Below are 22,848 nucleotides of genomic sequence, written 5' to 3'. Positions count from 1 at the left end.
GCTGGCGGTGGCGATTGATCGGCGGCAAGCTTGCCTCCGGAAGGCCTAGCCCTTGCGCTTGCTATCCAGCCGCCGCAGGTGGCAGGTTACTTCCTCGCGGTCGTGGTAGAGCTGTTTGCAACCGATCGAGACCTTCACGCCCCGCGCCTTGAATCCTTCTTCGATGCGCTCGAGCAGACGGCGGACCTCGGCATAGCGCTGTTTCATCGGCAACTTGAGGTTGACCACCGCCTCACGGCACAGGCCTTCGCCCAGCCAGGTTTCCAGCAACGCCGCGTTGCGCGCCGGTTTTTCGACGATATCGCAGACCATCCAGTCCACCGGCTGACGGGGCTTGTAGGTAAAACCGTCAGCCATCAGGTGCTGCACCAGACCGGTGTCCATCAGGCTCTCGGCCATCGGACCGTTGTCGATGGCCGTCACCAGCATGCCGCGCCTGACCAGTTGGTAGGTCCAGCCGCCGGGCGCGGCACCCAGATCGACCCCGGTCATCTCGCTCGAGAGACGCTCGTCCCACTGATCGCGAGGGATGAAATGATGCCAGGCCTCTTCCAGTTTCAGCGTCGAGCGGCTAGGCGCCTCGCGGGGGAACTTCAGACGCGGAATGCCCATCGGCCACATTGCCGAGTTGTCTGCATCGGCCAGCCCCAGAAACACCTCGCGACCGCTTTTGAAGGTCAACAGCAGACGCGGCAGGCTGGGGTTGTCCACCAGTCTGCCGGCTTTCTCCAGGGCCTTGCGCAGCGGGGCCTCGAATTTACGGCAGAAGGTCGACAGCTCCTTGCCATCGTTGGTATCGACCACCTCAAGCCAGAGGCTGCCGCAGGTTGCAAAACCGGCCATGTGCTCAAGGATCACGCTGATGCGATCGGTTTCCGGCAATTGCACGAAAACCCCACGCGCCCACTGCCTGGGAAAGATCAGGTCGGTGAAGCGCACGCCGTTCATCAGGCGCTCAGCGCCGTCCGGCTCGGTGCAGATGAATTCGGCACAGGCCGCAACGGGCTTGGCCTTGGCATAACCGGACACCCCAAGGCGTGCGGCATGCTCGCTGATCTCCGAGCAGACCTCGCCTTCGAAACCGGGGCGGCAATGCATAAACAGGGTATTCACCGGACCATCTCCACGGCGCGTCGGGTGAAAACCGGCGCGACCTATATTTGAGGTTTAACCTCAACGACTCGAAAGCGGCGCATGATAACGGAATCAGGAACCACTGGCGCAGCCTCAGGGTCCAGTACTACTCAATGATCATGCAGGGCGCCGCTCAGAGCGCTCGCCGTACAACGTCTTACCACCCGTATTGAATGCACCGTTTTGCCCGTCCGTACCGTGCGGACTCGTCAAGGAGTTAGTTCATGCCCTCCCTCGATAGCCTGAAAAGCCTCAAGACCCTCAACGTCGGCGACAAGACCTACCACTACTTCAGCCTGCCCGAAGCTGCCAGAACCCTGGGCGATCTGGACAGACTGCCCATGTCGCTCAAGGTACTGCTGGAAAACCTGTTGCGCTGGGAAGACAACAAGACCGTGACGGGCGAGGACCTCAAGTCCATCGCCGCGTGGCTGACCGAGCGCAAGTCCGACCGGGAAATCCAGTATCGCCCTGCCCGGGTGCTGATGCAGGACTTCACCGGCGTACCCGCCGTGGTCGATCTGGCGGCCATGCGCGCCGCCGTGGCCAAGGCCGGCGGCGATCCGCAGCGGATCAACCCGCTGTCCCCGGTCGATCTGGTGATCGACCACTCGGTGATGGTCGACAAGTTCGGCGACGACAAGGCCTTCGGCGAAAACGTCGATATCGAAATGCAGCGCAACGGCGAGCGTTACGCCTTCCTGCGTTGGGGCCAGAGTGCCTTCGACAACTTCAGCGTGGTGCCGCCGGGCACCGGCATCTGCCATCAGGTCAACCTCGAATACCTGGGCCGTACCGTCTGGACCAAGGACGAAGACGGCCGCACGTACGCCTTTCCGGACACCCTGGTCGGTACCGATTCCCACACCACCATGATCAACGGCCTTGGTGTGCTGGGCTGGGGCGTGGGCGGCATCGAAGCGGAGGCGGCCATGCTCGGCCAGCCGGTGTCGATGCTGATTCCCGAGGTCATTGGTTTCAAGCTCACCGGCAAGCTCAAGGAAGGCATCACCGCCACCGACCTGGTGCTGACCGTTACCCAGATGCTGCGCAAGAAGGGGGTGGTGGGCAAGTTCGTCGAATTCTACGGCGACGGCCTGGCCGACCTGCCGCTGGCGGACCGCGCCACTATCGCCAACATGGCCCCGGAATACGGCGCCACCTGCGGGTTCTTCCCGGTCGACGACATTACCCTGGACTACTTGCGTCTCTCTGGCCGCCCGGATCAGACGGTCAAGCTGGTCGAGGCCTATTGCAAGGCGCAGGGCCTGTGGCGTCTGCCCGGGCAGGAGCCGGTGTTCACCGATGCGCTGGAGCTGGACATGGGCACGGTGGTCGCAAGCCTTGCCGGCCCCAAACGGCCACAGGATCGGGTCGCATTGCCTGACGTTGCCCAGGCGTTCGACGACTTTCTTGGCCTGGCCCTCAAACCCAGCAAACACGAAGAAGGCCGTCTTGAGAGCGAAGGCGGTGGTGGCGTGGCGGTGGGCAATGCCGAACAGGTTGGCGAGGCCGAATATCAATACGAGGGCGCAACCTATCGTCTGAAAAACGGCGCAGTGGTGATCGCCGCCATCACCTCCTGCACCAATACCTCCAACCCCAGTGTGATGATGGCCGCAGGTCTATTGGCGAAAAAAGCCGTGGAGAAAGGCCTGCAACGCAAGCCCTGGGTGAAAAGCTCGCTGGCGCCCGGTTCCAAGGTGGTCACCGACTACTACAATGCCGCCGGACTGACCGAGTACCTGGACAAGCTCGGTTTCGATCTGGTGGGTTACGGCTGCACGACCTGTATCGGTAACTCCGGCCCGCTTCCCGACCCGATCGAAAAAGCCATCCAGCAATCGGACCTGACCGTGGCCTCGGTGCTTTCCGGTAACCGCAACTTCGAAGGTCGCGTGCATCCGTTGGTCAAGACCAACTGGCTGGCGTCCCCGCCGCTGGTGGTGGCCTATGCGCTGGCTGGCAGCGTGCGCATCGACCTGAGTACCGAACCCTTGGGTGAAGGCAGCGACGGCAAGCCGGTCTACCTGCGTGACATCTGGCCGACGCAAAAGGAAATCGCCGACGCGGTGCTGAATGTCAGCACCGGCATGTTCCACAAGGAATACGCCGAGGTGTTCGCCGGCGATCAGCAATGGCAGGCGATCCAGGTCTCGAAAGATCCGACGTATGTCTGGCAGCACGATTCGACCTACATTCAGCATCCACCGTTTTTCGATGACGTGGCCGGGCCATTGCCGGTCATCGCCGATGTTCGGCAGGCACGGGTCCTGGCGATGCTCGGGGACTCGGTGACCACCGACCATATCTCCCCGGCCGGCAACATCAAGGCCGACAGCCCGGCAGGCCGTTACCTGCGAAGCAAAGGCGTGGAGCCCAAGGACTTCAACTCCTATGGTTCGCGTCGCGGCAACCACGAAGTGATGATGCGCGGCACCTTCGCCAACATCCGCATTCGCAACGAGATGCTGGGTAACGAGGAAGGCGGCTACACCCTGCATGTGCCGACCGATGAGAAGCTGCCGATCTACGACGCCGCCATGCGTTATCAACAGGAAGGCACGCCGCTGGTGGTCATCGCCGGGCAAGAGTACGGCACCGGCTCCAGCCGCGACTGGGCGGCCAAAGGCACCAACCTGCTGGGGGTCAAGGCAGTGATCGCCGAGAGTTTCGAGCGCATTCACCGCTCCAACCTGGTGGGCATGGGTGTGTTACCGCTGCAATTCAAGAACGGTCAGAGTCGCAAGACCCTGGAGCTCAACGGCAAGGAGATTTTTAACATCACCGGCCTGACCGGCGCGATCCTGCAACCGGGCATGAGCCTGACCCTGCAGATCACCCGCGAAGACGACAAACAGGAAAACGTCGAGGTGCTGTGCCGCATCGACACCTTGAACGAGGTGGAATACTTCAAGGCCGGCGGCATCCTGCACTACGTGCTGCGCCAGTTGATCGCGTCGTGAGGTAAATGCGACATCTATCGCCGCGTGCTTGATCGCTCCCATGCTCTGCGTGGTAGCACCTCGCCAGACGCTCCGCGTCGTCTGCTGGGTGACGCAGAGCGTCACGAGCTGCATTCCCACGCGGAGCGTGGGAACGATCCCATGCGACATCTATCGCCGCGTGATTGATCGCTCCCACGCTCTGCGTGGTAGCACCTCACCAGAAGCTCGGCGTCGTCTGCTGGGTGGCGCAGAGCGTCACGAGCTGCATGCCCACGCGGAGCGTGGGCACGATCCCTCTAGTGCGCCGCCTGCTTGTGATTCTGGCCAGAGGCGGTGGAAGCTGCCGGACCGGCGCAATGCCCACCTCCCGCCGGAAGCAGATGAATGCAGCCATTGCCAGAAACGCCCTACACCGGCGACTGAGAATTCCACCGAATCATCAGATACCTTTCATCCGTCTCCTACATGCATATCCGTTTAATCAACGTTAAAATCGCCGCCTTCTCCGACGCTCAAGGACGACATCATGCCGGCGCTTCGCTGGGCCACGCTGATCATGCTGGCTCTGGGCTATTGCATTGCGCTGGTGTACGGGCAACTGAGCATCCCGGTCACGGTGATCGTCGGGCTGTTGATCATGGCGGGGATTTGCGTCAGTCATTTCAGCCATTGGCTGGTGCGCGGCTTTGGTCATGGATTGTTCATCGCCCTGGCCGTTTCGCTGGCATGCCACTGGCTGCCCGGTTTCTTCAGCGCCAGAGCCATTGCCGCGGTACGCCTGAGCCCACAAGCGGCACCCTTCTCGATGTACCTCAATCTGGACAAACCCTTGATCGGCTTCTGGGTGGTACTGGCCTGCCCCTGGGTGTTCACCGCCGTGAACCCGCGGCGCATGCTGATCACCACGGGCCTGACCCTGCCGGTCACCACGGCCGTGTGCCTGGTCAGCGCGGTGTCGATGGGCCTGATCGGCTGGACACCGCAGTGGCCCGAGCAATCCGGCATCTGGGTGGTCAACAACCTGCTGTTGGTAACCCTCACCGAAGAGCTGGTCTTTCGCGGCTATATCCAGGGCGGCCTGAGCCGCTTGCTCAAGCGCCTGCCCTACCATCGAACGCTGGCCATCCTGATCGCCTCGCTGGCGTTTGGCCTTGCGCACGTCGGTGCCGGCTGGCAGTGGATGGTGCTGGCGGGCATGGCCGGGGTCGGCTACGGCATCGCCTACCGGTTCGGCGGGTTGCCAGCGGCGGTGATCACCCATTTCGGGCTCAATCTGGCGCATTTCAGCCTGTTCACCTACCCGATGTTCAACCGCTGAATATTGATACGCGACAAACCGTCCCATGACGCAGTTCACAAAATGCTTAATTTCCTGGCAGCGGCGCCGATAACTCGTCAAAGCCTTCCCGGATTGAACAGCTTATGCGCAATAACCAGCCCATCACCCAACGCGAACGGACCTTCCCAGCGCAGCAACGGTTGATCTCCACCACCGATGCGCGTGGCGTGATCACCTACTGCAACGACGCGTTCGTTGAAATCAGCGGCTTCTCTTATGAGGAGCTGCTCAAGGCACCGCACAACACCGTGCGTCACCCCGACGTGCCGTCGGCGGTGTTCGAGCACATGTGGAGCACCCTCAAGCAGGGCTTGCCGTGGATGGGCATCGTCAAGAACCGTTGCAAAAATGGCGATCATTACTGGGTCAACGCCTACGTCACGCCGGTCTTCGAGAACAAGCAAGTGGTCGGTTTCGAATCGGTGCGCATCAAGCCCACCGCCGAACAGATTCGCCGCGCCGAAGCCCTTTACCAGCGCCTCAACAGCGGCAAGGCCGCCGTGCCGAGCCGTGACAAGTGGCTGCCGGTGCTGCAGGACTGGCTGCCGTTCATCCTGGTCAGCCAGCTGAGTTTTCTGATCGGTGTATGGCTCAACTCTTATTGGGGCTTCGCGTTGGCCGCAGGATTGTCGGTACCGCTGGGCCTGATGGGGCTGAGCTGGCAGCAGCGCGGCATCAAGCGCCTGCTGCGTCTGGCCGAGCAGACCACCTCCGATCCGCTGATTGCGCAGATGTACACCGACAGCCGCGGTCCGCAAGCGCGTCTGGAAATGTCCATCCTCAGCCAGGAAGCGCGACTCAAGACCTGCCTCACCCGCTTGCAGGACACCGCCGAACACCTGAACGCCCAGGCGCGGCAGTCCGACTGTCTGGCCCAGGCCAGCTCCAAGGGGCTTGAGCGTCAACGCGTGGAAACCGAACAGGTCGCCACGGCGATCAACCAGATGGCCTCCACCACTCAGGAAGTGGCCAACCACGTACAACGCACCGCCGACGCCACGCAGCAGGCCAATGAACTGACCCGCCGCGGCCGCGACATTGCCGGCGAAGCCCGGCAGGCGATCCAGCGCCTGTCGGCATCGGTGGGGGAAACCGGCCTGACCGTGACCCAACTGGCCAAGGACAGTGACGAAATCGGCGGCGTGGTCGACGTGATCAAAGGCATTGCCGACCAGACCAACCTGCTGGCGCTCAACGCCGCCATCGAGGCCGCGCGTGCCGGCGAGATGGGCCGCGGTTTTGCGGTCGTGGCCGACGAAGTGCGTCAGCTGGCGCAGCGCACTACCGAATCCACCGGGCAGATCCACGCGCTGATCGCCAAGCTGCAAACCACCGCCAACAACGCCGTGCAGACCATGAACACCGGTCGCCGTCAGGCCGAGGAAGGGGTCGAGCAGGTGCTGGAGGCCGACAAGGCGCTGGTGGGTATCAGCGATGCAGTGGCCAATATCACCGACATGGCCACCCAGATCGCCGCCGCCACCGAAGAGCAGAGCTCGGTCGCCGAAGAAGTCAGCCGCAACATCAGCACCATCGCCCAGCTGGCCGACCAGACCTCCGATGAAGCCCGCCGCTCCGCCACCCTGAGCGCCGAACTGACCCACACCGCCAACACGCAGTATTCGCTGGTCGAGCGCTTCAACCGCTAAAACCCGGCGCGCAATACCCCAAGCCCCGACAGCGCACCTGTCGGGGCTTTTTTATGGGCGGTAAGAAAGTAGGACGTTTCTGAAGTTGTCGGTGCTGGTTATTTTAAGCGGCTTTAAGGGCGGGCACAGGGTTGACAGCGGGATTGAATCGCTATTAGTTGAATTTCAGATCAGCGATAAATAATTAATACCCGAGGGGTATTGATTGCTGATCTAGACAATTAATTTAGCGAGCATTTCCCCCCCGCACACCTGCGGCGACCGTATTTATGGAGAATATTATGACTGACACAAGCACTAGAAGCGGAATTCCGTTAACCCCGCCGATTGTTTCCATTGCCTATGCCGAAGATGGGCTATTGAAAACAACTGATCTGGAAACGCCAGTTCCCGTTCAAGTAATGGTCTGGCCGGCAGCTGAGCCAGGCTATTACTTTCAACTGACGCTTGATGATGAATGGGTAGGTGACAAGCGGACCATCACCGCGGCAGATAATGCCTATGACATGATTACCGTTCATCTCAGTGAACATCTACTCATTGAAAACGGTACGTATCAACTGGGGTATGTTGCGGTCAGTCCTATTACCGGCGCTTCTATGCCCTCTCCAAGGGTCTCCTTGAAAGTCGACCGCACCCCACCCGGCGCAGCCCTGCTTGCCCCGCTGATTTTCCCCAACGCAAGCTTCGGCGACCGCCTCACCGGCCTATTGCCTGGTTATGCCGGCATGGAGCAGGGCGATGTGATCCAGACACTGTGCAACGGCGTCCAGGGCCCGACCCACACCGTGCAGGCCGATGAGCTGAGCCTGCGCCCCATCGAGATCGATTTTGAACGTGAACTCATGCAAAGCCTTGCAGCCCAAACCGCGTGCATCGAGTACCTGATCACCGACCGCGCCGGCAATCAGTCGGTGATGTCATTGCCTGTCATGCTTTCGATGAAATTGTAACTGCAGAATATTGCCATTCGTTTGCTTATTTGACCCTCAGCGCTCCACGCATTTGCGTGGAGCATTTGTCAAAAAACGTGCATGGGCCCAATTGCCTTAATTTATTTTCACGACGTTATTTCCGCAGAGCCTACAACGGCGTGGGAAACATCCTAACTTGGAGCCTAAAATACCCGCTCAGCTTCGATACATAAACAATTACAACCAGCTTGAAACCGCAGAAATACCGTGCAACTCACAAAAACAGTAACCATTCAAGCGTCGGCAGCTGTTCACCAATACCCCGTAAAAGCTCTGCACCGGGCACGATTGACAGCAGGTTTTTTCGAATCGAACATAGGCAACCAAGACGCCCAGTCCTACAAATGCGGCTGTATCGTCTGAGTTCTTTTAAACGTTGTAACAGCCATTAGATCAAGGAGCTTCCATGGAAGACGAAATGGACATCCAGCCCCCCGACAAACCCGGCATTAAAGCATCGGATCTGGATAAGAAGCCGACGAACGATCCGTTAATGGAAAACACTAACGATGCCAACGATTCAACCGGCGGCGATGGACCACCGCTCCCTTATGAAGACGCGCAAGTACCCGCTCCTGGCGCGACCGCAAAGGAAACTGCGCTGATCTACTCAGACTACCTGCAGAACGTACAAAGTTTTGCGTGGCAGCCCGACGAAGAGAGCATGGCGGCCACTCCCACGTTCGCCGCACCCTATATCACCGGCCTGCCGTCCGGGAATCTGACTCAGGAACAACTGATTGCAGGCATTTTCATCAATGTGCCGCGCTCGCCCAAGTTGTGGGTCGGCGATCAACTGAAGATGCGGTGGGGTTACAACACCTTCTATACCACCGTGGCTGAATCAAACGGCCGCACCGGACCACGCCTGACTCAGTATCTGAACAGCGAAAAGCTGGGGGATTATAAAAACGGCGAGGTCGACGTGCGTTACGAAGTGGTCCGCCGTTCACGACTGGTCGGCGTCTCTGAAACCCTCAAGGTCACCCTTTCCGGCGACGGCAAAGGCCACCCTCGCCCACCCAACCGCGCCCGCGCCATTCGGCGCCGTAAATTACACCTGTAGGCGCACGGAAGCCGGCCTGCGCCACGCCGCCTGGGCCGGTGCTCGATAAAGCAAAAAGCCCCGACGGCATCTCTGCGGTCGGGGCCGGTTACAGCAGCATCAGCGCAGGCGATGACTCGCCCGCCGCGTCAGAACGCCAGACGCAAACCGACGTTCGCGCCCCACGGTTGCTCGACATGCTCGCCCTTCATGTAATCGAAGTCGGCATGCACCTGCAGACGCTCGGACAGCGACACCGAGACACCGGCGCCCAGCTCGACGCGGGAGCCGAACAGGTCGTTGTCGAAGCGCTGATCGTTGACGCTGACATGGTTGCTACGGGAGAACTCATGAGCCGCCGCCACCCGCACATAGGGCTGCACCACGCCACCGTCCTTGAGCGCAAACGGGCGCCCGACGGTCGCGCCGACCTTGCCCAGCATCGACTGGGTCTTGTCGGCCCTGGCCTGCAGGCCGTTGTCCAGCGAGTAGCTGTCGCCGCCGATCCAGACACTCGACAGCTGCGCGAAGGGCTCGACGAAGTACTCGTCAGGCAGCGCAATGTGCTTGCCGAACTCCACCGAGCCACCCACGGCCATGTTGCTGTAGTTGCCCTTGGCCTTCTCGCCATCGCTCATCGCCACCTTGGATGCGTTGTGAAACTGGTTCACTTTGAGCACGCCGTCCAGGTAGTAGCCATCCGAGGACAGCCAGGTGCCATAGGCGCCGAGGTAATAGCTGTCGACCTTGCCCGAGGTGCCACCACTGAGGTCCAGATCGGACGTGCTGTAGCCGCCCATCAAGCCCACCAGCAGTTGCCCGTCACTGACCGGCACCGGCGCATCGGCACCGAACGACAGGCCTTGCTGCTTCTGCTGATACGCCACACCCGAATCCAGCGAGGCGTTGAAGCGATTGCCATAACCGCGCATCCAGCCACCGCCTTGCTCCTGCCCACGCACCTGCCCCATGCGACTGCGCAAGGTGGTCAACTCACTGTTCCAGATCGTCGGCCCGGCGTTGAACAACGCCAACGCACTTTGCGTCGACGGACTGATGGTCTTGCCAGAACCGACGATGAACCAGTCCGTGCCTTGCTGTTGCAGTTCGTAGGAGTAGACGCCCAGGTCGGCGCGGCCACGGTTTCCCGCCAACTCGAACAGCGCGTCGCCGCCGCCTGTGTGCACCACGCGCAACGCCTCGAACGTCTGCGGCACCACCTCGACACCGGTGTTTTCGATGTTGACGTGATGGAAGCCGCTGGCCTGCCCGGTGACGTTGAGCAAGTCACCTGTGCCGTTATCCAGGTTGATGCGCATGTCGAACACCCCACGGCCGGACAGCTCGCCCAGGGTCAGGGTATTGAAACCCTCGCCACGGAAACTCACGCGGCCCGCGCCCAGCTTCAGGGTGGGCAGGCTGTTGTCGCCCAGCATGCGCCAACGAGCATCGGAGTTGATGGTCAGGCTGTTGACGTTTTCCACGTTGCCGCTCAGGCGCGCATCGTTTTGCAGCACCACATCAAACCGCGCACCGTCGGCGGCCAACAGGTTGCCCCTCAGACGACTGTCGTCGACGATCAGCTTGAGCTCGCCCTTGTCATGGACTTCGACCAGGTTGCCGTTTCCGGACAGCAGTTCGGCGTTGTTTTGCAGGGTGATGGTGGCTTTGGCGGTGTCCTTTCCGTTATCAAAGAGCTCAATCGCAGGACCAGAACGACCCTTTATCCTGGAATGGTCGATCGTGATCACACCGGGCAAGGGCTCAATACCTGCGGTAGGCATCGCTCCGGAGTGGGTTACCGCCATACCCACTACCTCGCCCTCGATCACGCTGTTGCCATTGATCTCAATGTTCGCAGAGCCTGCCTGTATACCTGCGCCTGCACCTTCAGAATTAATCAGACCCACTACATGGGTATCTGTCAGAACGGCGTCGCTGTTTCCTATTTTCACGCCGATGCCTGGGCCAGCAATCAAGCTGCGATGGATGTTGGCCGTGGCACGCTTGCCGGACATAGCCTGGAGCCATACCCCATATTTATCCGTGCTGACGATCACTGCGTCATCGGCCTCCAAACGGCCTGCATAGAGATGAACAGCGGCTGCAATGCCAGGACGATCCTGCGTCTGCTCAACGATGCCACCCTGGATATTCAAAATGGAGCCCGCAGCGGTGCTGTACACATTATTTACAGACGAGTTGGCCAACAGATTGAGCCTCGCCTCGCTTCCCAGAAGTCGATACTCCAGGCCCGTGGCCTGGTCGACATCCCGGACAGCACCGGCAGGCACGTCGATGGCTCCCGGCAATGCCTCCAGGCCTTGCCCAGTGGCGAACCCATAACCCGACAGCAGCATCCCGTACAGCCCACCCACAACTTGCCAATGAACGCCTACGCCCTTGCGTTTCGTACTGCCTCTACTGCTCACGTTCAGCATCCTCCCTCAAAAAGAGCCGGCAGCTTCGGCCAGTGCAATTCTGACCCTGAACCCAATCGGACATTATTGCAGGTGGGTCACGCTCAATTGAGGGTCGTCCTTTTCTTACAAACCCCTGTCATGGCTTACAAGAAAAAACCAGAGGTCCGATTAGACTGTAGGAGTTTTCTTTTCCGAAAAAGATGGGTGGCACAAATTAAAATTTCGATATAAATATATAACTTCAATCAATTTAAACCACGCGAGCCCGAATAAACAAACAATGTCTCTTCAGCACGCTGCAAGAACCAGGCGGGCTAATCCAGCATCAAAGGAAAACGATCAGAATTTAAAAAATCCGCAAACTTTCAGCACAAACCGGCATTAGAAATAAGGAACAAAAAAATGAAAAGATCGACGCATTCAGAAGAGTCAGCTATACAACAGCCACGCGGCTCGCTTCCGCCCCCCTCGCTACCGCAGGCCGATCCGGTGGATGGACTTCTGACTCTGGAACAGCTTGCTCAACCCGTCGTAATAGCTTTACCCGTCTGGCCTCAAGCAGTTCCCGGTCACTCCTACCAACTTGTGTGGACCGGCCTTCTGATAGGCGAAAAAAAGTACATCGGAAATGAGAAACCCGGCGACCCGCTGACACTGGAGATTCCGCCCTCCCTGCTCGCCGTGGACGGTACGCATCGGGTAGGGTACGCCGCCATAAATGAGACAGGCGGACAGGCCGCCCTTTCGCCTGACATCCCACTTATCGTCGACCGCACCGCTCCCGGCGGCGACCTGCTGGCTCCGCTGATTTTCGACCCGCGTCTGCTGCCCCTTACCGAGGCGTCACTCACAACCGCAGGCAACAGCCTGACGGGCAGGCTGCCCAGCTACTTCGACGCCAAATGGGGCGATGTCGTGCGCACCTACTGGGGGGATCAGCCGGGGCCACAGCGCACCCTGGTTGCAGAAGAACTTGGGGGCAGCGAAATCAGTTTCAGCTTCGAGCGCAGCTTTCTTGAGCAACTGAACGACGGCGATATCGCGGTGACTTACACCATCAGCGACCGCGCGGGAAACCTGTCGATCGTCTCTGAACCCGCCGTGCTGCGCCTGCAATTGCGCAACCACCCGCAGGACCTGCGAGCGCCGGTGGTGCCCAGGGCCACTGACGGCATGATCGAGCACAATGACGCTCGCCATGGCGTGCAGGTGCAGATCCCTCACTACGGCAATGCCCAGCCCGGCGATGTCATCGTGCTGAGTTGGGGTGGCCTGGCGCTGCCCGGTCAAGTCCTGGACGAACACGCGAGGGCGCAATCAAGCGTCCTGTCGATGACGGTCTCGTTCGCCACGCTGCAGGCCGCAGGCGATGGGCCGATCGAGGTGAGGTATGAAGTGCGCCGCGACGGCCTGGCGCCTGCCACCTCGCCTGCGACAACGGTCAACGTGTTCGTGAGCCTGCCCGGCCCACAGGACCCTATGCCGGAAACACTGATCAACGAGCACCTTGCCGCGCCTCGGGTGCGAGGCAAAGCTGAACATGCCACGCCTTTGATCAACTTTCTCGACCCAGACGATTACCTGCTCGACGCAGACACCGTCATCCCGTGGCAAACCGGCTTCAAGGCCTGCGATCAAATCCAGGTGTTCTGGGGGTCATGGCCCATACCGGTGGTTCGAACCCTTGACCAGAACGATATCGACGCCGGGCTTGATCTAGTCCTTTGCGTGCCGAACAAGGTGATCAGCGGCGAAGGGGTCGGGCGGGCCATCCCGGTGCGCTACCAGGTGACGCACGCCGGTAACCCCAACACCTCGCACTCTTCTACTCAGCCGGTCAGAGTCGTCTGCCGAGCGCTGTTACCCGGCGGCGAATGCGGGTTGCCGGGTGCGGTATTTGTCGATGTCGATGCCAGCCAGACCCTGCGCCTGCCGGTAATTGCCCAAGGCACTTCGCTGTTGATCAAGCCATACCGCAACATGCGTCCGGGTGACCAAATACAACTGTCGCTCACCGGCTTCGACGCTTTCGTGGATGGCAAGGTATTGGAGACAGCCGCGCTCAATCTTTCAACAACCGTGAGTGAAGAGGCGATAACCAGCGACATTATATTCAAGGTGCCCTCGAACATAGTGGAGCAGTTTTCAATCGGTGTTATCCAGGTCAAATATCGGATTGAAAATGATTACGGCGCTGCTGGATCCTTACTGTCTGCCGCTTACATCGACCGACGTATTCCACAGCCCCTCTGCGCGAACTGAAGTTTAAAAAAACAACTAGCACTCAAAAATAATATTTATTTATTGGTTGACCTCACCGCCAAACCCAGATTAGTTAAAAGTGTCTCGTAGCTGTATCCCATAAACTTCTACTCGATTACACCAGCACTGTTGCGCCGTCGATACTTTATATCTTCGGCAATTATAAAAAACCAGGTAGCCATTTCGCAGAAGACTTCCGGCTGCCTTCTTATTGGAGAAACACTATGTGCAATTCACATCAAACCCCATTGGTCACTCGTTATTCGGCCAAGGCATTGCCACAACCCAGCGTACCGGTAGCTGATCCCGTCGACGGTCTGTTAACCCTGGAAGACCTGCAACGTCCCGTGGTCATGAGTTTCGTGATGTGGCCGGAAGCTGTACCAGGCCACTCCTATCAACTGGCATGGAACGGTCTGCTCGTCGGTGAAAAGAAATACATCGGCAGTGAGCAGCCCGGCGACCCGCTAACCCTGGAAATACCGGTGGGTCTGCTGGGCGCCGATGGCGTCTACACGGCTGGCTATGCGGCAATTAATGAGATAGGCGGCCAAGCCGCCCTCTCGCCCGAAGTACCGCTGATCGTCGACCGCACCGCACCGGGCGGCAGCTTGCTGGCGGCCATGGTCTTCCCACCCGAAGCCCGGGATGGAGCGCTGACCTCCGACGAACTGAGCGCGTTGGGTGACGTGCTGGTTGCCGAAGTGCCGGGCTACGCCGGTATGGCCTGGGGCGACCGGATCCAGACCCAGTGGGGCAGCGTCGCCGGGCCGGAACACACCGTGACCGCATCTGAGGTCAACGACGATCGGGTGATGCTCAACTTCACCCGTGCGTTCCTGGAAAGCCTGGGGGATGTGAAGGAGCCCGTGCATTACATCGTGAGCGACCGTGCCGGTAACGTATCGATCAACTCCCAGGCAAGAACCTTTCAATTGTTTTTGCAGGAAATTCCTCAAGACTATCCGGCGCCTGCTTGCCCTCAGGCTGAGGACGGCCTGATCGACGACGCCGATGCCCGCGCCAGCGTAGCGGTGGACATTCCTCAGTACCCCAATATTCACGCCGGCGACGGCATTACCCTGTACTGGGGCGCCGATGCGTTGCAGGAGGTGCCGGTACAGCCCGGCGAAGAAACCTCGGACCCGGTGTTTGCCCTCAACGTGCCTTACGCCAGCATCGCTCAGGCGGGTGATGGCGCGGTCGAGTTGCGCTACGAGGTCCGTCGCAACGAGCTGCTGGTGGGCGGTTCGCTGCCATTGCCGGTCAGCGTCAACCTGACGTTGCCAGGCCCTCAGGACCCAGATCCGCAAACCCCTGAGAACGAAGCCCTGGCTCTGCCGATCATTCGCGGCACCAGTGACAACCCGAATAACGAAGACAACGTGATCGATGAGGATGACTTCCTGCTGGAAGCCACTGCGCTGATCGGCTGGCGCGATGCGTTTGCCATCAGTGACCGGATCAGCCTGTATTGGGGTTCGCAGAATACGCCGGTGGCATACACCCTGCGTTCCACCGACGTTGGCCGGGATCTGCTGCTGACCATTCCAAATGAGGTTATCGCAGCGCAAGGCACCGGCGACGATATCAAGGTGTATTACACGGTCACTCACGTGGGCAACCCCAATACCTCAAGGTCTGCGGCACAAGCGGTGATTGTGCGCTCCAAGGGCGATTTGCCAGGAGGGCCCGACGGCCTTGTAGGGCCGGTGTTCAGCAACGCCAACGATTTCAACGCCATCAGCCCGGTCAACAGCCCCGATGGCACGCCTATCTTCATCGCGCCGTATGTCAATGCCGATGCGTACCCACGGGTCAGCATCGTCTTTCACGGATACAACCGCGCTTATGGCGATACCCCGGTACCGGGCGCAAGCCTTGAAATTACCCGCGTACTTGACGAGTACGAACAGCTCAACGGCTACAGCTTCCGGGTCTCGGCCCAGCAACTGAGCCTGATTTGCGAAGGCCGGGGAGAAGCCTACTACCGCGTTCAGGGCCCGGACGGCCTGATGGTCAATTCCACAGTCACTCAAGTGATCATCACCATGGCCATTCCAGGGCAGGGCTGCTGATCGACCCATCGGCGGGCCTTCGGGCTCGCCAACTGACAATCAGAGAATGGATGACTCAACTCATGAATATTGCAACCAACGCGTTGTTGCCCGCACCTGCCATGCAGAACCTGCACGACCCAAGCGGCATTGGCTACGCCGATACGCTTGACCCGCAAGTCCCCCTTGCCGTGCGTGTCGGCCCCTATCTGGAGATAGCCGAGGGCGACGTCATTGATCTGCATTGCGACAGTCAGCTGGCGTTCAACTACACGGTTAAAAAGGAAGACCTGACCTCGGGGCTGTTCAACTTCGTGGTTCTCCCGCTGGACCAAAAATTCGTGGCTCAACCGGTGATCAGTCTTCACTACGAGGTCACCAAACCTATCGGTGGCCAGAAGAACCAGTCCCATCCGGCGCTCATTGCGGTCAAATTGACACTGCCCGGCGGCACTGACAGCAACCCCGCCACGCCCTGGGAAAACGAACGTCTGGCCAAACCAAAGGTGTCGCCTGAAGGCGTCATTACCTCCCCTGAAGGGGTGACAGTCGAAGTCGAGCCGTACTTGAACATGTTCGTTGGCGACAAGATCACCCTCTCCTGGCACGGCGAGCTGATTCGCAGCGAGATCACCGACCAGGCGCAGACAGGCCAGCCGGTCACCATCCCGATCAGCAAGGAAATCATCGAAAGCGCGGGCGATTCGGACATGCTGGAAGTGCGCTACGAGATCCGTGACATCGTCAACAACTGGTCACGCTGGTCGCTGCCGACCTATCTGGAAGTGGAAGCCGGACAATCGACGTTGCCAGCGCCCGTCACCCCGCAAGCGCCGGGCATGGAGCTGGACCTCGATCTGCTGTCTGGCGCTGATGTGCAGGTGCTGGTCATTGCCCATGCCGACATTCAGAACGGTGACCAATTGATGCTGTCGATGGAGCGCAGTACGGCAGAAGGTCTGGCGCTGCCAGGCTACACAGCCAGCCAAACGGTTGACCAACCCGGCAGCGTCTACGAGTTCATGGTGCCCAACGAGCAGTTCCAACCGATTACTCACGGGCGCGCCAGACTGCAATACAGGGTGGTTAAACCCTCGGGCGACACCTTGCGCTCCAAGAGCCTGGCGCTCAGGGTCGTTGGTGAGCCGATGCAGCTTGCGCTGCCCCGTGTACCCGTCGCCGAGGACAATGGAGGCGTGCTTGACCCCGGCTCCGTCAACGTCCAGGTCGAGGTGCCACCCTACTACTTCATGGCGCAGGGCAACGACCTTCACCTGTTCTGGATGGGTAGAAGCGAAAGCGGGGCCAACGTCATGCACGATGAATTGAAAACAGTCACCAGTAGCGATGTGGGCAGCGGCATGCGCTTTATCGTGCCAGACGAGAAGGTCAGCCTCCTGGCGGGTGGATCGGTCGAAATCTATTACACGGTCAACACGTTCGCTCGCGCATTTTTCACCTCGCCTTCATTGTTTCTGCCCGTCGGTGTCGAGCGCGTTGACCCCCTCCCCCTCCCCACCCTCAAGGAAGCCGAAAACAACATCCTCGATCCGGCCAACGCCGTCGACGGTGCCACGGTGGTGATCGGTGCCGGGGCCAATGTGCGTGAGGGCGAGAAGCTGACGGTGCGCTGGAGTGGTCCCAAGGGCAGCGATTCGAAAGCGCAGCTGATTACTGCTGAGCAGGCCGGCAGCGAGGTGTCGCTGGTGTTTGCCAGCGCGCTGGTGTCGGTCAACGACGGGCAGACGGTGCAGGTGTCTTACAGCGTCGCGCGGGTCAGTGGTGTAGTGCAGGATTCGGACACCCTTGAGGTGAAAATCCTCAGCGCGGCGCTCGATCTTCCTGCGCCGACGATGGACACCGTCGGACCTGACGGGGTGCTGCGTCCTTCGTTGATCAGCGGTCCCCAGGCCACTGTCCAAGCGACCTATCGAGGCATGCTGGCGGAGGATAAAGCCAGGGTGCGCTGGGTCGGCAAGACCCGTTACGACGGTCTGGAGCAAGAGGTCGGTGCGAGCACCCGCTTGACGTTCGGCATCCCGAAGACCTTCATCGACGAAAACGAAGGCGGCGCTGCGCAGGTGTCGTACCTGATCACTCGCAAGGGTGTAGAGATGGAGTCGCACACGCTTGAGCTTCAGGTTCGGGAGGGCCTGGTGCTGGACACTTCGCCTGCACCGTTGACCGGGAAGGTGTATCTACTGCCCGGCCGTCCCGATGTGCTGCCTGCATTCCCCAGCGGGACGACGGTCAAGCGCGCAGCCAGTGGCGGTCGCCCTCCTTACACCTACACCAGCAGCAACCCGGCGGTGGCTCACGTGGACGGTGAAGGGCTGACCTCGGTACGCGGCAACGGCGGGGCCACCATCAGCGTCACCGATGCGTCCGGCGATAGCAAAAGCTACACCGTGGCAGTCACAGGCGTCATCGAATGCCATGGCGTGGGGTCAGGGAATCTGACGCAGATGTCGAGTGCTGCATCGCGTATCGGCGGGCGTATTCCGAGCATTCATGAGCTGATCGAGATCCATAACGCCTTTGGCAATCGCTGGCCCATGGGTAACGGCAATTACTGGTCGTCCACGGTGGCCAAAGACGTCTTCGGCGCCAAGTGGTACTACATCAAGAACCTGAACTCCGGCAAGGATTTCAAGTTGCTGCATATCAATTCCAGCCTCGGTGTCGCGATCCGCTGACGCTGGAGGCGTGTATCACTCAAGGATGACCTGCCCGCTACCAACGCCGAGGACACCGTGCCCGCATGGCGGTGTCTTCAGCCTGTGTGGCAGCAGGTCGAAGCAGGAGAGATCATGGAAAACTCTACTCATCTGCCCCATTCACCCTTGCGGCTGCCGGCTGTCGAGGGGCACTTCAACGCTGTCGTCAACGCCAGGCAGTTTCTCACCACCCACCTGAGTGCAGTGTGGTGCTTGCGCCCCGAGCTCGACGGCGTGCGCACTCACAGCATCTGGAAAGTCCACGCCGTGGGCCAGGTGGCCTCGCGGCGCACGGTGTTCGGTTTTTTCATCGATCGAATGCTTAAACCGGGCACTTATGATCTGGTCGGCAATGATCGGCTGACCGTGGTTTACCACCTCACGCCCCGGCGTATCGCGCAGGTGTATCACTCCCGGGATTTTCAGCAAGGCAGCCTGACATTGCTCGCGTGTGAAATTGAAACCGGCCGCCTGAAAGGCACCTTTGAATTCGCCATCCCAGCGATCGGGTTCGAGGTGACCGACGGCCAATTCGAGCTGATCTGCGGCCCTGTTCCGAGTATCGGTCCATTACCCGGCTAATTGCCGGGCAACGTGTTCGGCGGCGTCTTGCAGGCATGCCTCATAGCTGACGCCCGCTGCCTTCAAGGGCTTGAGATCATGATTGGCGGTGGGCAGCCAGTGAATGTGAATCTGGCTTGCCAGCGTGTAGCCCTCGACGGTCTCGCGATTGCCCAGCGCATCGCGTTCACCCTGGATGATCAGGGTCGGGGTCTTGAGCTCGGCCAGATGCGCCACCCGCGGTTTTTCCGGTTTGCCAACGGCGTAGAACGGGTAACCCAGACAGATCAGTGCGTCGGCCTTGACCTCGTCGGCAATCAGGCTGGCCATGCGTCCTCCCATGGATTTACCGCCGACGGCCAGACGTCCGCTGACGAGCGCACGCACCGCCTCATGGACCTGATGCCAGCACTCGAGCAATTTGGCCTGAGGGTTTGGCGGGCGTCGGCCGCCGTCGAGGCGGCGCTGGGCCATATAGGGAAACTCGAAGCGCAACACACCGATACCCAGCGCGGCCAGTCGTCGGGCCATGTCGTTCATGAAGTCGCTGTCCATCGGGGCGCCTGCGCCATGGGCGAGAATCAGGGTCGCGGCCTGGCCCGACACAGCCGACGCCGGCGCATTCCACAGCCAACCGTGCTCATGTGCCAGTTGCGCGCACTGATCGGCCTCGATACTGGCAGGGTGTGCTTTTTTCATGCTTGCCTCGCTGCGGGCTCACGTCGGCGTGAGGTGACCTGGAAAGGTCGACATTATGCCGATGGGACGATGGCAACGGGCAGAAAACCGTCGGTCGGATGCCGAACCGGTGCTGATCCTTGGCCCAGCGCGCAGGCGTTGCGCTGCTCGCACGCAAGGTATGTCGGCATGCCACGAACGCTGTTCGCACCGTCGAGCGCTCAGACCATGAAGATCCCTGCGCAAGACAGCGTCGGTTCAGCTTCAGGTACTTACCCTTGCCCGGCACTTGGCAAAAAACCACCGATCTCCTGAGCGCCCCAAACCACACACAACCGGGCGGTTTCATCGACGGTTCAGGCGTTTTTGTCGGTTACCGGACGATCCACCGCGACGATCGCCGGCCTTATCTGCCAGCTCGGGCCAAAATTTTTGGGCAGCTAAAAAGTGCAATTGTCAGCGTCTTTTGTATACAACTTTAGGTGTAAAAGTCCTCCACCAAAGTACAGGGACAGCAGGAGGAGGAACGTTTCAGCACACTCCAGAAACTGTTGAACGCCGCGTCCCGCAAGGGGACGCGGCGGCTCGACAGACTCGCGCGGTCAAGTATCGCACTTGTTGTTCATATGGCTTCCATCGCGAGCCGTTCACGTCTAAGCTTGCCGCCACAGTGGTCCGGCGTCAGCTGGCCACAGGCCCAGTGAAAGGATTGTGCACGACACTTCAGCCCTCTTGCAGACAGACAGCAGCGATCTGTTCGTCACCCGCAGGGTTGTATCCAGTTTCCGGCATTCACGCGCGCTGCCTCACTCGACCTGTTCCCCCGCCCCTTCGGCCCACTTGGGCAGATCGCCTCGGCGCGTCTTCGCGCAGGTATCTGTTGGAAAACCTCAGCAGTCGATCCAGTTGACGTCTGTCCCGCCTGTGGCGCGGCAAAAGGTCTACGCTTTATTCGACGTTGCGGCTGTTACCACACTAATAAAATACCCAAACCGTGGAACCTTAGAATGAGCACAGCAATCAGTCCGACTGCTTATAACTATAAGGTAGTCCGCCAGTTCGCCATCATGACGGTGGTCTGGGGGATCCTTGGCATGGGGCTTGGTGTCTTCATCGCCTCACAACTTGTGTGGCCTGACTTGAACCTGGGTCTGCCCTGGACCACGTTCGGACGCCTTCGCCCCCTGCACACCAATCTGGTGATTTTCGCCTTCGGCGGATGCGCACTGTTCGGCACCTCCTATTACGTCGTGCAGCGAACCTGCCAGACGCGACTGATCTCCGACAGCATGGCGGCTTTCCATTTCTGGGGCTGGCAGGCGGTGATCATCGGCGCCATCATCACCCTGCCGATGGGTTACACCACCACCAAGGAATACGCCGAGCTGGAATGGCCGATCGCGATTCTGCTGGCCATTGTCTGGGTGACCTACGCGGCGGTGTTTTTCGGCACCATCGTCAAGCGCAAGACCAAGCACATCTACGTCGGCAACTGGTTCTACGGCGCCTTTATCGTGGTCACGGCGATGCTGCACATCGTCAACCACATGTCGTTGCCGGTCAGCCTGTTCAAGTCGTATTCGGCCTATTCGGGCGCAACCGATGCAATGATTCAGTGGTGGTACGGGCACAATGCCGTAGGCTTTTTCCTGACCACCGGCTTTCTCGGGATGATGTACTACTTCGTGCCCAAACAGGCCGAGCGCCCGATCTACTCCTACCGCCTGTCCATCGTCCACTTCTGGGCGCTGATTACCCTTTACATCTGGGCCGGCCCGCACCACCTGCACTACACCGCCCTGCCCGACTGGGCGCAGTCGCTGGGCATGGTGATGTCGATCATTCTGCTGGCGCCCAGCTGGGGCGGCATGATCAACGGCATGATGACCCTCTCCGGCGCCTGGCATAAATTGCGCACCGACCCGATCCTGCGTTTTCTGGTGGTGTCGCTGGCGTTTTACGGGATGTCGACCTTCGAAGGCCCGATGATGGCGATCAAGACCGTCAACTCGCTATCGCACTACACCGACTGGACCATCGGTCACGTACACGCCGGCGCCTTGGGCTGGGTGGCGATGATTTCTATCGGCGCGACCTATCACATGATCCCGAAAGTCTTCGGCCGGCCGCAGATGCACAGCATCGGCCTGATCAACACGCACTTCTGGCTGGCGACCATCGGCACCGTGCTGTACATCGCCTCGATGTGGGTCAACGGCATCACTCAGGGCCTGATGTGGCGTGCGATCAACGATGACGGCACCCTCACCTATTCCTTCGTCGAAGCGCTGCAAGCCAGCCATCCGGGATACATCGTGCGTGCCCTGGGCGGTGCGTTCTTCGCCAGCGGCATGCTGTTCATGGCCTACAACGTATGGCGCACCGTGCGTGCGTCGAATGCCGAAGAAGCCGAAGCCGCCGCCCAGATCGCTGTCGTGGGAGCCCACTGATGATCAGACACGAAACACTCGAGAAGAACATCGGCCTGCTGTCGATCTTCATGGTCATCGCCGTTGCCGTCGGTGGCCTGACCCAGATCGTGCCGCTGTTCTTTCAGGACGTGACCAACAAGCCGGTCGAAGGCATGAAGCCACGCCCGGCCCTGGAGCTCGAAGGCCGCGACGTGTTCATCGCCAATGGTTGCGTCGGCTGCCACTCGCAAATGATCCGCCCGTTCCGTGCCGAAACCGAACGCTATGGCCACTACTCGGTGGCCGGCGAAAGCGTCTGGGATCACCCGTTCCTGTGGGGCTCCAAGCGCACCGGTCCGGACCTTGCCCGGGTCGGTGGGCGCTACTCCGATGACTGGCACCGCGCGCACCTGTACAACCCGCGCAACGTGGTCCCCGAATCGGTGATGCCGGCGTATCCGTTCCTGGTGGAAAACCGCCTGGACGGCAAGCTCACCGGGCGCAAGATGGAAGTGTTGCGCAGCCTCGGCGTGCCCTATACCGACGAAGACATCGCCGGAGCCGGCGCCGCCGTCAAGGGCAAGACCGAAATGGACGCACTGGTGGCCTACCTGCAAGGCCTGGGCACCATCATCAAGAGCAAACGGTGA

At 60.1% G+C, this 22,848-nt stretch carries 14 protein-coding genes; 11 read left to right on the top strand and 3 right to left on the bottom strand.

The window, feature by feature from the left end; genetic code table 11:
• Positions 1-45 precede the first annotated feature (45 nt).
• On the bottom strand, positions 46-1,113 hold the full coding sequence (gene rlmM, locus ACI2KS_RS07740) for a 23S rRNA (cytidine(2498)-2'-O)-methyltransferase RlmM (protein WP_404618790.1): 1,068 nt from the start codon (positions 1,111-1,113) through the stop codon (positions 46-48).
• Between the two features lie 245 nt (positions 1,114-1,358).
• Here rlmM and acnA point away from each other — a divergent pair, with 245 nt between their 5' ends.
• The 5 genes from acnA to ACI2KS_RS07715 all read left to right on the top strand — a co-directional run bounded on the left by acnA (position 1,359) and on the right by ACI2KS_RS07715 (position 9,110).
• Positions 1,359-4,100 carry an aconitate hydratase AcnA gene (gene acnA, locus ACI2KS_RS07735; protein WP_404618788.1) on the top strand — a complete coding sequence of 914 codons (2,742 nt, stop codon included), beginning with the start codon at positions 1,359-1,361 and terminating at the stop codon, positions 4,098-4,100.
• Positions 4,101-4,608: 508 nt separating this feature from the next.
• Positions 4,609-5,400 carry a lysostaphin resistance A-like protein gene (locus ACI2KS_RS07730; RefSeq protein WP_404618786.1) on the top strand — a complete coding sequence of 264 codons (792 nt, stop codon included), beginning with the start codon at positions 4,609-4,611 and terminating at the stop codon, positions 5,398-5,400.
• Positions 5,401-5,504: 104 nt separating this feature from the next.
• Positions 5,505-7,070, top strand: a complete 1,566-nt coding sequence (locus tag ACI2KS_RS07725; RefSeq protein WP_404618784.1) for a methyl-accepting chemotaxis protein — start codon at positions 5,505-5,507, stop codon at positions 7,068-7,070.
• Between the two features lie 281 nt (positions 7,071-7,351).
• On the top strand, positions 7,352-8,023 hold the full coding sequence (locus ACI2KS_RS07720) for a hypothetical protein (protein WP_404618782.1): 672 nt from the start codon (positions 7,352-7,354) through the stop codon (positions 8,021-8,023).
• A 427-nt stretch (positions 8,024-8,450) separates the two neighbouring features.
• Positions 8,451-9,110 (top strand): hypothetical protein, encoded by a 660-nt coding sequence (locus ACI2KS_RS07715; protein WP_404618780.1) that lies wholly within the window; start codon positions 8,451-8,453, stop codon positions 9,108-9,110.
• 128 nt (positions 9,111-9,238) lie between these two features.
• Here the strand turns inward: ACI2KS_RS07715 and ACI2KS_RS07710 are convergent, their stop codons facing one another.
• On the bottom strand, positions 9,239-11,521 hold the full coding sequence (locus ACI2KS_RS07710; RefSeq protein ID WP_404618778.1) for an autotransporter outer membrane beta-barrel domain-containing protein: 2,283 nt from the start codon (positions 11,519-11,521) through the stop codon (positions 9,239-9,241).
• Between the two features lie 393 nt (positions 11,522-11,914).
• Here ACI2KS_RS07710 and ACI2KS_RS07705 point away from each other — a divergent pair, with 393 nt between their 5' ends.
• The 4 genes from ACI2KS_RS07705 (at position 11,915) to ACI2KS_RS07690 (ending at position 19,130) form a co-directional block, all read left to right on the top strand.
• Positions 11,915-13,774 carry a hypothetical protein gene (locus tag ACI2KS_RS07705; protein WP_404618776.1) on the top strand — a complete coding sequence of 620 codons (1,860 nt, stop codon included), beginning with the start codon at positions 11,915-11,917 and terminating at the stop codon, positions 13,772-13,774.
• 224 nt (positions 13,775-13,998) lie between these two features.
• Positions 13,999-15,852, top strand: coding sequence for a hypothetical protein (locus tag ACI2KS_RS07700; protein WP_404618774.1), 1,854 nt, complete (start codon positions 13,999-14,001; stop codon positions 15,850-15,852).
• Between the two features lie 62 nt (positions 15,853-15,914).
• Positions 15,915-18,527, top strand: coding sequence for a hypothetical protein (locus ACI2KS_RS07695; protein WP_404618772.1), 2,613 nt, complete (start codon positions 15,915-15,917; stop codon positions 18,525-18,527).
• A 114-nt stretch (positions 18,528-18,641) separates the two neighbouring features.
• A complete protein-coding gene (locus tag ACI2KS_RS07690; protein ID WP_404618770.1) occupies positions 18,642-19,130 on the top strand; it encodes a hypothetical protein in 489 nt (162 codons plus the stop codon).
• Here the strand turns inward: ACI2KS_RS07690 and ACI2KS_RS07685 are convergent.
• Positions 19,119-19,808 (bottom strand): alpha/beta family hydrolase, encoded by a 690-nt coding sequence (locus ACI2KS_RS07685; protein WP_404618768.1) that lies wholly within the window; start codon positions 19,806-19,808, stop codon positions 19,119-19,121. The genes ACI2KS_RS07690 and ACI2KS_RS07685 overlap by 12 nt on opposite strands.
• Positions 19,809-20,794: 986 nt before the next feature.
• Between ACI2KS_RS07685 and ccoN the strand changes: the two genes are divergently transcribed.
• Positions 20,795-22,237, top strand: a complete 1,443-nt coding sequence (ccoN, locus tag ACI2KS_RS07680; RefSeq protein ID WP_404618766.1) for a cytochrome-c oxidase, cbb3-type subunit I — start codon at positions 20,795-20,797, stop codon at positions 22,235-22,237.
• Positions 22,237-22,848, top strand: coding sequence for a cytochrome-c oxidase, cbb3-type subunit II (ccoO, locus tag ACI2KS_RS07675; protein WP_404618764.1), 612 nt, complete (start codon positions 22,237-22,239; stop codon positions 22,846-22,848). The genes ccoN and ccoO overlap by 1 nt, the downstream gene beginning before the upstream one ends.

It is taken from the genome of Pseudomonas sp. NPDC087358, assembly GCF_044900785.1.
Classification (GTDB): Bacteria; Pseudomonadota; Gammaproteobacteria; order Pseudomonadales; family Pseudomonadaceae; genus Aquipseudomonas.
Note: the sequence above shows the minus strand (reverse complement) of the source record. Positions and strands in the feature narration are given on the sequence as shown.